At 67.8% G+C, this 11,563-nt stretch carries 10 protein-coding genes and 1 pseudogene; 5 read left to right on the forward strand and 6 right to left on the reverse strand.

Annotation, left to right across the window (positions count from 1 at the left end):
* Positions 1-161 precede the first annotated feature (161 nt).
* Positions 162-1,055, reverse strand: a complete 894-nt coding sequence (locus FQU96_RS41665; protein ID WP_146547356.1) for a 2-hydroxy-3-oxopropionate reductase — start codon at positions 1,053-1,055, stop codon at positions 162-164.
* A gap of 10 nt (positions 1,056-1,065) precedes the next feature.
* Positions 1,066-1,617, reverse strand: coding sequence for an amino acid synthesis family protein (locus FQU96_RS41670; protein ID WP_146547357.1), 552 nt, complete (start codon positions 1,615-1,617; stop codon positions 1,066-1,068).
* Positions 1,618-1,775: 158 nt separating this feature from the next.
* Here FQU96_RS41670 and FQU96_RS41675 point away from each other — a divergent pair, with 158 nt between their 5' ends.
* Both FQU96_RS41675 and FQU96_RS41680 read left to right on the forward strand, forming a co-directional pair.
* The gene (locus tag FQU96_RS41675; protein WP_146547358.1) at positions 1,776-2,339 is read left to right on the forward strand and encodes a helix-turn-helix domain-containing protein; all 564 of its coding nucleotides are present in this window, start codon (positions 1,776-1,778) and stop codon (positions 2,337-2,339) included.
* 172 nt (positions 2,340-2,511) lie between these two features.
* The gene (locus FQU96_RS41680; protein ID WP_146547359.1) at positions 2,512-3,441 is read left to right on the forward strand and encodes a ketopantoate reductase family protein; all 930 of its coding nucleotides are present in this window, start codon (positions 2,512-2,514) and stop codon (positions 3,439-3,441) included.
* 409 nt (positions 3,442-3,850) lie between these two features.
* On the opposite strand, the gene FQU96_RS41685 is transcribed toward FQU96_RS41680, so the two are convergent.
* Positions 3,851-4,462, reverse strand: coding sequence for an NUDIX domain-containing protein (locus FQU96_RS41685; protein ID WP_146547360.1), 612 nt, complete (start codon positions 4,460-4,462; stop codon positions 3,851-3,853).
* A 76-nt stretch (positions 4,463-4,538) separates the two neighbouring features.
* Between FQU96_RS41685 and FQU96_RS41690 the strand changes: the two genes are divergently transcribed.
* The gene (locus FQU96_RS41690; RefSeq protein WP_146547361.1) at positions 4,539-5,294 is read left to right on the forward strand and encodes a DeoR/GlpR family DNA-binding transcription regulator; all 756 of its coding nucleotides are present in this window, start codon (positions 4,539-4,541) and stop codon (positions 5,292-5,294) included.
* A 355-nt stretch (positions 5,295-5,649) separates the two neighbouring features.
* A complete protein-coding gene (locus FQU96_RS41695; protein ID WP_146547362.1) occupies positions 5,650-6,324 on the forward strand; it encodes an aspartate/glutamate racemase family protein in 675 nt (224 codons plus the stop codon).
* A 381-nt stretch (positions 6,325-6,705) separates the two neighbouring features.
* Here FQU96_RS41695 and FQU96_RS41700 read toward each other — a convergent pair whose 3' ends face one another.
* The 3 genes from FQU96_RS41700 to FQU96_RS41710 form a co-directional block, all read right to left on the reverse strand.
* A complete protein-coding gene (locus tag FQU96_RS41700) occupies positions 6,706-7,902 on the reverse strand; it encodes a CaiB/BaiF CoA-transferase family protein (protein WP_146547363.1) in 1,197 nt (398 codons plus the stop codon).
* Between the two features lie 534 nt (positions 7,903-8,436).
* Positions 8,437-9,447: an IS30 family transposase gene (locus FQU96_RS41705; RefSeq protein ID WP_146547364.1), complete on the reverse strand. Its 1,011-nt coding sequence runs from the start codon at positions 9,445-9,447 to the stop codon at positions 8,437-8,439.
* Positions 9,448-9,664: 217 nt separating this feature from the next.
* Positions 9,665-9,868 (reverse strand): hypothetical protein, encoded by a 204-nt coding sequence (locus tag FQU96_RS41710; protein WP_146547365.1) that lies wholly within the window; start codon positions 9,866-9,868, stop codon positions 9,665-9,667.
* Between the two features lie 351 nt (positions 9,869-10,219).
* Here FQU96_RS41710 and FQU96_RS42425 point away from each other — a divergent pair.
* Positions 10,220-11,563, forward strand: a pseudogene (locus FQU96_RS42425) (hypothetical protein); the annotation flags it as partial.

Consider the following 11,563-nt stretch of genomic DNA (forward strand, 5'->3'; position numbering starts at 1 on the left):
GGCCTTGCCGGCGCCGACCACGATCGTCCGCCCGCGCGGCGGCGGCGGCAGATGGCGCGGCACGCAGACCGACGGCGCGGCGGCGGCGACCGCGGCGTGAAACATGCGGACCAGCAGCGCCCTTGCGTCGCCGCCATCGACAGTGCCCGTCATGGAAGGCCTCACGCGGCGGCGGTTTGGCCGATCTCGTGGTTGGCGAGGCGCTCAAGAACACGCACGAGGCCGGCATGGTCCCAGCCCTTGCCGCCTTGGGCGACCGCGGCGTTGAACAGCTCCTGGCACAGCGCGGTGGCCGGCAGCGCGATGTGCAAGGCACGGGCGCCCTGCAGCGCGAGGTTGAGATCCTTCTGGTGAAGTTCGATGCGGAAACCCGGATCGAACGTCCGCGCGACCATGCGCTCGCCGTGCACCTCGAGAATGCGCGAGTTGGCGAACCCGCCCATCAGCGCCTGGCGCACCTTCGCCGGATCGGCACCCGCCTTCGACGCGAACAGAAGCGCCTCACCGACGGCCGCGATCGTCAGCGCGACGATGATCTGGTTGGCGACCTTCGTGGTCTGCCCATCGCCGTTGCCGCCCACCAGGGTCACGTTCTTGCCCAGCCGCTCGAACAGCGGCCGGGCCTTGTCGAACGCTGCCTGCGGCCCGCCGACCATGATGGTGAGGCTCGCCGCTTTCGCCCCCACCTCGCCGCCCGACACGGGCGCGTCCAGGTAGTCGCAGCCCAGCGCGTTGATGCGCGCCGCGAAGTCCTTGGTGGCGAGCGGCGCGATCGAGCTCATGTCGATCACGATCTTGCCGGGCGCCAGGCCGGCCGCGACGCCCTTCGCACCGAACAGCGCCGCCTCGACGTGCGGCGTGTCCGGCACCATCAGGATGATGATCTCGGCCGCGGCCGCCGCGTCCTGCGCGCTCGCCGCGCGCCGGGCGCCGCGTTCGACCAGATCGTCCGGAACCGCGGCGATGTCGAAGGCCGCAAGCTCATGCCCGGCGTCGAGAAGATGCGCCGCCATGGGGCGGCCCATGATGCCGAGGCCGATGAAGGCGATCTTCATGGGACCAGCCTCACAGCCGCGCGTTGGGACGGGTGCCGGACGCCATGCCGACGGCGACGACGATTTCATCGGCGCGCGGCGCGTCGGGAATGAAGATGGGAATCGTGTGGTAGTAGTTCTGGTTCTTGGCGTCGTCCTTGTGCGCCATCGGCAGCTCGAGCGTCAGCCCGGTCGGCGCGACTTTCTGGTTGCCCACCATCCACGCCGACCCGTTGATGGCCTGGCGGCAGGGATCGCCGAAGAGAACGGTGTGGATCAGGGCGTTGGCGTGCTCGTAGTCGCCGCCGAGCCCGACGGCGGCAGCCTTGCCGAATGCCTGCACCTTGTCGGCGCCGCCCATGATGCCCACGGCGTGGGTGGCGAGCAGCTGGCCGAGCTGCGGCGCGATCTCGCCGACGACAGGCTTGAGATCCTCGACGAAGCCGCGTCCCGCCCACGGGTTGCGGATCACGGCGGCGACGATGACATGCTTGAAGGGTTGCGCCAGCACGCGCTGGTCTTCGCGAACGTCTTCCTGAAAGGCGCAGATCTTACGAATGGAAAGGGATGTGGACAGGGACATGGCTGCGTCGCTCCCGCTGGCTTGGAATGTCCCTTATAATGGACATATTGTCCACTACTGTCAACCGCACTGTCCATCCACAGGCGCTGGCATGCGCAACATCGCGCTAGGATCAGGCGCATCGCCCGGCGTAGAGGTCGCGTGATCGGGGGTTCAGGATGACGAAGGCGCTGGGAACAAGGCTGAAGGAACTGCGGGAAGCCAGGCGGTGGTCCCTGCGCGAGGCGGCGGACCAGACGGGTGTCAGCAAGTCCATGCTGTCGAAGATCGAGCGCGGCGCCACATCGCCGACCGCGACGGTGCTGGGGCGGATCGCCGAGGGTTTTGGCTTCAGCATTTCGCAGCTCGTCGGCGGCGGCCAGCAGCCGGACGACATCGTCCTGATCCCCTACGGCGATCAGCCGGTGTTTCGCGTGCCCACGACCGGCTTCGAACGCCGCTCGCTGTCGCCCACCACGCACGGCGGCACCGGCGTCGATCTCGTGGTCAACGTCCTGCCGCCCTCACAGAGCTCCGGGACATTCCCGCCCCATCGCGTCGGCGTCGAGGAGACGCTGACCGTCGCCGCCGGCCGCCTGCGGCTTCACCTGGGCGATGCGCACTACGACCTCGCGACCGGCGACGCCATTTTCTACCGCGGACAGGTCCCCCATCGCTTCGACAACCCCTCGGACCGCGAACCCGCCGTCTTCTACATCGCCATCAACAACGGCGGCGGCTAGCACCGACGGACGCTCAACTGTCATTCCGAGCGAAGCGAGGAATCTTGGGCGGACAGCAGACCCGTCGCTGCCGAAAGATTCCTCGCTTCGCTCGGAATGACAGCGGCTTGCCGATAGTGGACAAAATATCCTATAGTGGACATCACGCGATCGAAAGCGCGAGGTGTGCCAGATGGAGACATGCCGAATCCTGATCCTCGGCGCCGGCGGGATCGGCGGCTACTTCGGCGCCCGTCTTGCCGGCGCCGGCGTCGACGTCACCTTCCTGGTGCGCCCGCGCCGCGCGGCTGAACTCGCCCGTCAGGGGCTGGTGGTGCGAAGCCCCCTGGGCGATGCGCGGCTCGTCGTGACAACCACCGACCGCGCCGACCGCCGCTACGACGCGGTGGTGATCGCCTGCAAAGCCTATGACCTCGATGCGGCGATCGATGCCGTTCATCCCGCCGTCGGACCCGGCACGATCGTCCTGCCCCTGCTGAACGGAGTGCGCCATCTCGACGTGCTCGACGCACGCCTCCCGGAGGCCCAGGTGCTCGGCGGGCTGTGCCATATCGGCGTCGCGGTGACGCCCGAGGGCGCCATCCAGCACCTCAACCAGATCCAGCATCTCGCGCTCGGCCCCCGGACGCCGGCACAGAAGCCGCCATCCGAAGCCCTGCATGCCGTTCTGTCCGCCGGCGGTTTTGCCCCTGTCCTGAGCGCGTCGATCCTGCAAGAGATGTGGGAGAAGTTCGTCTTCATCGCGAGCTACGCCGGCATCACCACGTTGTTCCGGGCGCCGATCGGCACGATCGCGCGCGTGGGCGGCGCCACGATCGCAAGCGGCCTGCTCGACGAATGCGCCGCCATCGCCACCGCCAGCGGCTTTCCACCCGGCGCTGCGTTCACGGCGCAGTCGCGCGCGACATTGACGGACATGGCGTCGACAGGCACCGCATCCATGCTCCGCGACATGCAGCGCGGCGCCCGCACGGAACAGGACCACATTCTGGGCGACATGCTGGCGCGGGCAACGTCATGCGCAATCGCGGCGCCGATCCTGCGCATCGCCCACACCAACCTCCAGGCTTACGAGGCAGCGTTGGCCACGTCGCGCCCATAAGTCTTCGCGCTGAGTTGCCGGGCCTTCGGGCGCGGACTAGGCGGGGCGTCGATCCGCACGAACGCGCGGTCATGAGAATGAAGAATTCACCACGGAGTTCCCACCGGCTACGCCGACCACAACGACTGAAATGGCGCACGGTGGTGTGGGCATACGCTGGGCGCGCGCCACTCCGTGGCGCGTCATGTGTCGATCCGAACGAAGACGCGCGACGGAGTCGCGCGCCCCCAGCGTATGGCCGAACCGCCTTAGCCAGTTCCTTTCGGGCACAGAGGACACAGAGGCACACAGAGATAAGGCCATGGCCCACCTTCGGCGCGCGCGAAGACTGTTCTCTGTGCTTCTCTGTGTCCTCTGTGCCTCCGTGGTGAATTCTTCATTCCATACATGTGAGCCGGCCCGGGCGACATCATGGCGATGGTTCGACGGCCGGCACATCCTCGGCAAACAGGCGAAGCGCGGCGTACTGGAGCAGCATGATGGTCTTGCCGTCGCAGATCTCGCCGGTGTCGATGCGCCTGAGGGCGTCCTCGATCGGCAATTCGACGACCTCGATGTCCTCGCCTTCGTCTTCATCGCCGCCGCCTGAAGTCACGCGATCCTGCGGCTCGTATTCGGCGACGAAGAAGTACAGGCGCTCCGTCACCGAACCGGGGCTCATGTAGGCGCGGAACACCGGCTGCACGTTGCGCACCCGGTATCCGGTCTCCTCCTCGACCTCGCGCCGGATCGCGTCGGCCGGCGTGGCCCGGTCCAGCAGCCCCGCCGGCGTCTCGGTCAGCAGGTCGTCCCATCCCGTGACGTAGGCCGGGAACCGGAACTGGCGCACCAGGATGACGCTTCGTTGCGCGCGCGAGTACAGCAGGATCGTCGCGCCGTCGCCGCGGTCATAGGTTTCGCGCGACTGGCGCTGCCAGACGCCATCGCGGCGCTGAAAATCGAAGGTCGTCTTCTTCAGGACGTACCAGTCGTCCGACAGCGTCTTCACGTCATGGATGCGCACCCGATTCGCCAGGCTCATGCCGAACGCCCTCTTCCGTTGGGAGGCAGTTTCGTGCAATACTGTATAGAGTCAAGAAATTTCGTGCAGGATCGCGATGCTGACGTCCGAACGCAAGGCCTACATCCGAGACGTGCTGCGCCGCGACGGGCGGATCGTGGCCAAGGCCCTGAGCGAGGAACTGGGCCTCTCGGAGGACACCGTTCGCCGCGATCTGCGCGAGCTGGCGCGCGAGGGCGTTCTCCAGCGTGTCCATGGCGGCGCGCTGCCGGCATCACCAGCCGTGGTGGATTACCAGCGCCGCGGCACGATCGCGACGGATGCCAAGGTCCGACTGGGACGCGCCGCGGCGCGACTGGTCGAGCCGGGTCAGGTGGTGTTCATCGATGGCGGCACCACCAACCTGCAACTCGTGCGCGCCCTGCCGCCGACGGTGCGCGCGACCGTGGTGACGCATAGCCCCAGCATCGCCGTCGAACTGGCGACTCATCCGCTCATCGAGGTCGAACTGGTGGGCGGGCGCCTCTTCAAGCATTCGGTGGTCGCCGTGGGCGCCGCGGCGATCGACACGATCCGTCGCGTGCGGCCGGACATCTTCTTCATGGGAGTGACCGGCGTGCACGCAGACGCAGGGCTGACCACGGGTGACGCCGAGGAAGCGGCGCTCAAGCGCGCCATCTCCGCACAATCCGGCGAGACCATCGTGCTGGCGACGGCGGAAAAGCTGGGCGCTGCCTCCGCCTTCGCGATCGCGCCGTTGCAGGAAGCGACGTCGCTGGTGGTCGAGGCGTCCGCCCCTGACGCGATCCTGGTTCCATTGAGAGCGGCCGGTGTGTCAATCCTGACGGCCTGAGAGGCTATGATTTCCTTCCCCTCCGGGGCAGGGCAATCGCATGTGAGCCAAGGCGGCAAGGTCAGACGCGGGGGGCGCGCCACTCTGTGGCGCGTCATGCTCATGGCATTTTTGCCCTGCGTTGTGAAAGAACCCCGATGGGGTGGCGCAAGCCATGACGCGCCACAGCGTGGCGCGCGCCCAGCGTGTGTTGCTACGGCATGAGCCAGCACCCACGAGCCACATGCCCTCCGGGGGAAGGTATGGATCACTCGTCTGACGGCATGATGGTCGCGCAAAAATTCGGGATCGCGGCGGAACATCCCCGGCGTCGCCGGTGTTGGTGACGCGGGCGAACCGGTGACGGAGACACGCGATGCACATCGGCCTGATCGGCGGGATTGGCCCCGCTGCAACTGAAGTCTACTACAGGGCGCTCGTGCGGGCCTTCGCCGATGCCGGCCGCAGGCTGCGCCTGACGATTGTCCACGCCGATGCCGCCGAACTGATCGCCAATCTGGAGGCCGGGCGCAACGCCGAGCAGGCCGCGATCTTCGCGCGCTTCATCGACCAGCTCCGCGCCGGCGGCTGCGATATCGCCGCCGTCACGTCGATGGGCGGCCATTTCTGCATCAAGGAACTGGAAGCCGTTTCTTCCCTGCCGCTCGCCAATGCGGTCGCCGCGCTCGATGCCTATTTCGCCGCCCGCGGCGTCAAGCGGATCGGGGTGATGGGAACCCGCGCGGTCATGGAGTCGCGGCTCTACGGGCTGTCGTCCGTGGACGTCGTCGCGCCGCCGCCCGTGGAACTGGTCAGCGTCCATCAAGCCTATGTCACGATCGCCAAGGCGGGATGGGCATCGCCCGAGCACTGCGCCTATTTCCGCGCTGTCGGTCTTGCCCTGCACCGCGACCAGGGCGCCGACATCGTCGTGCTGGGCGGCACCGACCTCTCCCTGGCGTTCGGCGCCGATGATCCGGGCTATCCCATCGTGGACAGCGCCCTGATCCACGCCGACGCCATTGCCAGAACAGCGATGGCCGCTGGATAGCGCGGTTCATCGTTCGGTGGAGTCAGCCGCTACTGTCGTCCTGAGCGCAGCGAAGGACCCTGCGATGCGCCAACCCGCACGAGCGCGGTCATGAGCAGGAAGACTTCTCCACAGAGGAACAGAGAAACACAGAGAACAATCTTCGCGCGCGCCGAAGCTGCACCACGGCCTTATCTCTGTGTGCCTCTGTGTCCTCTGTGCAGTCTTCATTCCACACATATCAGCCGGCGCGGTTGGCGCACCGCCAGGTCCTTCGCTGATCTCAGGGCGACAGTGGCCATCAAACCTGGGAGCGCGGGCGTCCCGCCCGCTCAGGCGAAAGCAGGGATTTCGCCTGTCATGACATGAGCGGGCGGGACGCCCGCGCTCCCAGGCAGAGGTTTACGACGGCACGCCCACCGCCTTGCGCTCGATCAGCGCGGCGATGTCGGCATCGCTGTAGCCCGCCTCGCGCAGCACCTCGCGGCTGTGCTCGCCCAGCCGCGGCGCCATGCGCCGGATGCCCGCCGGGCTCTCCGAGAACCGCGCCGAGGGCCGCGCCTGGCGCAGGCGCCCTTCCGTCGGGTGATCGAGGTCCACGAACAGGCCGACCGCGTCGAGGTGCGGCTGCTCGGCGATCTCGGTCAGCTTGGCGAAGGCGGCGTGCGGCACGTCGATGCGCAGCAACAGTTCCTCCCACTCCGCCGTGGTGCGGCTGAGCGCGATCTCGCTCATGCGATCGTAGATCCTGTCGATGTTCTCGGCCCGCGCCACCGGATCGCGCACGGCGAAGGCCTCGATGCACTCGGGGTGGCCGACGGTCTCGAAGAACGTGCACCAGTTGTCGCCGGAGTACGGCAGCATGGTGATCCAGCCGTCCTTGGTGCGCACCGGCCGGCGCTCCTTCATGCGCTTGTAGCCGGCCGGACCGATCGGCGGCACGAAGGCGTGGCCGCCCAGCATCTCGATGCTGTTGAAGGCCGCCACGGTCTCCAGCATCGGCACCTCGACCATCTGGCCCTGCCCGGTCCGCTCGCGGCGAAACAGGGCGGCCGTCACGGCCGCCGTGAGGGAGAGGCCGCACAGCTTGTCGCCGACCAGGCTCGGCACGAAGGCCGGTTCGTCGCCCGTGCCCATGGCGGAGGCGAAACCCGACGCCGCCTGCACGATCTCGTCGAACGCCGGACGCGCGGCCCACGGACCATCCTGGCCGAAGCCGGTGGCCGCCGCGTAGATCAGCCGCGGGTTGAGCGCATGGCAATCTTCGTAGCTGAAGCCCAGCCGGGCCAGCGCCGCGGGCCGCACGTTGGAGACCAGGACATCCACCGTCGGGATCAGGCGCCGCAGGACGGCCTTGCCGTCGGCATGTTTCAGATCCAGCGCCAGGCTGCGCTTGTTGCGGTTGGCGGCCATGAACTGGCCGCTCATGCCGCGATGGCGGAACTGGCCGGAGTAGCGCCAGCCATCGCCGCTCAGCGACTCGACCTTGATGATGTCGGCACCCCAGTCGCCCAGGGTCTGGGCCCCATAGGGACCGAACAGGATGGTGGTGAGATCCAGCACCCGGACACCCTCGAGCGGGCCGCTTGCCTCAGTCATGGCCGCTGCACGCGACAGCACTGGCCGCAGCGGCTTCGCCGTGCGACGCACGCATCAAGCGAAGGGCGCTGGGGCGATGACCCGCCAACGATCGCACTGGTGACCTCCTGCTTTTTTTACGCGGCGGAATTCTCCGACGATGAATGGCGATGAGCAACCGCGGATGGAAGAGAGCGGCGTTGCGGGAAAGCGTTGCGAAGCGGCCGCAGCGGCCGGGCGGTCTGGAAGCGATCAGCGCGCAGCGGTGCGCCGGATCGCCGGACACACGGGCGGGATTTCACCGGCTGCCGGCGAAGAGTCCTGCTCTTTCGCGCCAGCCGGGCAGCCACCGCCGCCGGCTGCGCCTCGCGCACTTGGAACGGTTCGTCGTTTGATGGAAGCGCCGCAACTGTCGTCCTGAGCGCAGCGAAGGACCTTGCGGTGCTGATATGGGCACTGGTGGCGCTGATGATCACCGGCGCCGCCGTTCTTTGAACGATCCACCGCAAGGTCCTTCGCTGCGCTCAGAGGCTGTGATCTTATCGCCGCGCGCTGTCATTCCGAGCGTAGCGAGGATGTGGATTCACAATTGAAGTGCAACAGTTGAGAGAAGAATGCTTCGGCGGGAGTGTTGAAGGCAAGGCACTTACGGGGCGTGTTGTTGTAGGCGGCGACGAGAGCGTTGAGATCGTTGTTGTCGATGGTCGCGAGGTCGGTGCTTCGTGGCAGAGGCCGGCGCAGGCGTCCGATGGCATTTTCGATGGCACCCTTTTGCCAGGGACTGTGGGGGTCACAGAAGAAGGTTCGAATGCCGAGCTGGTCGGTGAGGATGAAGTGCTGAGCGAACTCGGTGCCATTATCGAAGGTGATGGTTTTGCGCAGGCGTCGATCGAGCGGTGTGAGCCAGGTGAGGAGCTGCTCGGCGGCGGGCCGAGCGGCCTTGCCGGGTTGCTTGGCGAGCAGGAGGACCCGGGATTTTCGCTCGTGGGCGACGAGGACGGCCTGCCCGGGGGTGGCGAAGAGCATGAGGTCGGCTTCCCAGTGCCCGCAGGTGCGGCGCAGCAGCACGTCGTGTGGGCGCAAGGCGATGGAGACACGGTTTTTGATGAGATTGGCAGGGGCGGCCCTGCGTCGGCGTCGGCCGCGCTTGTACTTGGCCTTGGGCAGATAGAGGCGCCATGTGCTGTCGTTGGTTCGGCGGATCTGAGCATAGATGAAGCGGTAGATGCTTTCGTGGCTGATGGTGGTGGTGGCGTCCTGGCGGTGGAGCCAGCCGGCAATCTGCTCGGGCGACCAGCCGCAGCGCAGGCGCTGGAGGACGAGGTGGCGCAAAGGGGCGTTGCGTTCGAGGCGACAGCCCTTCCATCGGCGTGCAGCAGCCTGTTGCTGGGCGTAAGAGGGTTTGTAGCCGACCTGGGCGCCGCGATTGCGTTTCAGCTCGCGAGCCACGCTCGATGGCGAGCGATCCAGAGCTGCCGCGATTTGGCGGATGGACTGCCCGGCTTGGTGAAGCTGGGCAATGGAGCAGCGTTCATCGAGGCTGAAGTGCTCATAATGTCGAGCCATGGCAACACCTTAGTCTGGTGTTGCACTTCGTTTGTGAGTCTAGGGGAATCTTTCAGCAGTTTTTCGCGCCGTTCGCGGCCGAAAAGATCCCTCGCTACGCTCGGGATGACAGGCGTGGGCTCAAAAAATCACAGGCTGTCAGGACGACGGTAAAGATCCGCAACTGGAATACGCTTCTACCAAAGCGTGAAACGCCCCAGGTGTCGAGAATTGACGCTCACTCCGCGAGTGCGGCCCAGGAGAGAGCGCTCACGGCCGCCGCGATGGCAACGGCGCCGCCGCCGACAGAGATCGTTCCGTCCGCCCGGGACTTTCGATCCGGATTTTTCAGGATCAGCACCAGGCCCCAGGCCAGGCCGAGAACGCCCGCAACGAACGCGCCCAGCGCGAACGGGTAAAGCCCAAGGGTCAGCACATCCATGGTCGTCCCTCTAGACGCTAGGACCGGCTTGACACGCGACCCTTCCAGTCCGGCCCAGCAACAGGCACCCCACATCCCCCCTCAATGATCACGGTGCGGCGGCGCTGCACGCGACCCCGGCCCAACAAAAATGGCCGCCGCACAGGGGGAGAGGCGTGCGGCGGCCACGAGAGAGGGCGGCGCTTGGGGGCGACGCCACCCCTGAACAATGCCGGCCGCGCCAAAAGGTTGCGCATCGGCGTGCTGCCGCGATGCGCCGGGACGATCCGGCCGACAAATTCCTCGGCCGAGGGAACTTCAGGAGGCTGGCAACGTCAGCTGACCGGCACCCAGGGTCGGCCGGTCAGCGCTATGCTTCTCGGGGAAATACTTCGATCGAAGATCACCATCGCAGCGACAGGCTCGGCCGGGTTGCATGTGATCCTCGTCGCCGCCCTGATCGCCGGCCGAGTCGGTCCGGGTGTCGAGGCGCCCGTGGCGCGGGACTATGCCGTCCCCGACGGCGCCGCCGTCATCCCGCTGGATCTTCAGTCCTTCGAGGGACCGCAGCGGCCGGGCAGGCCGCAGGCCAAGGATGCGGCTGCGATGAGCGCGGCCACGACCGGCGGCACGCCCAGGACGCAACGCGGCGCATCGACCTACACGGTCCTGCCCTATGAGCTGCACCCGGTCGGTCCGATTCTCGGCATGCCGGAGCCGATGCTGCAGTCGCTGTCCACCCGCCTGGCCGGCCAGCGCGCAAACGAACTGGCGATGCCGGGCGCCGCCGATGTCACGATTGCGCCGACAGGATTGCCCCCGGATCTCGTCATCGGCATGCCGGTCCGGCCCAAGCCCGAAGTATCCCTGCCCACGGCCGACAGTGCGCCGCGGCAGCCATCGTCGTTGTCGCCCGGTCCGTTCGACCGCGTCGCCCTGCCGGTCCCGGCCAGGTCCGCGCCGGTCACGGGGGCGCCCGACCGCGACCGCCGTCAATCCGACGACGACTTGCAGGCCACGGCAGCGCGCCCCGGCGCCAAGGCCGGCCCGGGCATATCCGTGCGGGATACCATTCCCATCGATGTCCTCGAACAGCGCGCGCCGCCGGCGGCAAGCCGGCCGACGCCACTGCCGCCCGTGTACACGCCAACGCCCCCGTTGCGCATCGCACCGCCCAAGGCTGCACCGCCGGGCCAGGCCGACCGGCGCGTTGCGCGCCCCGGTCCGGCAGGACAAACCGGCGCGAAGGTCATCGCACCGCGGACCGCACGCGCGCCTGTGGCCGCCCCCGCCAGGCGCCAGGGCCCGGTTGACGAGTTTGCAAACCACGGCCTGTGGGGTGAGGGCGGCGGCGGTGGCGGCATCGGCGGGTCCAGTGGCGGTACAGCCGGCAATGCGGCGAGCGGTGCCAGCGGGGCAAGCGGGGCGTCGGCAAGCGGTGCCTCGGGGGCGTCGAGTGCTGCCGGCAGCGGCAATGCCGGAAACAGCGGCTCAGCCGGCGGCGCAAGCGCCGGTGCTTCAAGTGGCTCCGGTGGTGGCTCTGGCGGCAATGGCTCTGGCGGCGGTGGTTCCGGTGGCGGTGGTAGCTCCGGTGGCGGTGGTGGCTCCGGTGGTGGTGGTGGCTCCGGTGGCGGCGGCGGCTCCGGTGGCGGTGGCGGCTCCGGTGGCGGCGGCGGCTCCGGTGGCGGTGGCGGCTCCGGTGGCGGCGGCGGCTCC

It is taken from the genome of Reyranella sp. CPCC 100927, assembly GCF_007859315.1.
Taxonomy (GTDB): domain Bacteria; phylum Pseudomonadota; class Alphaproteobacteria; order Reyranellales; family Reyranellaceae; genus Vineibacter.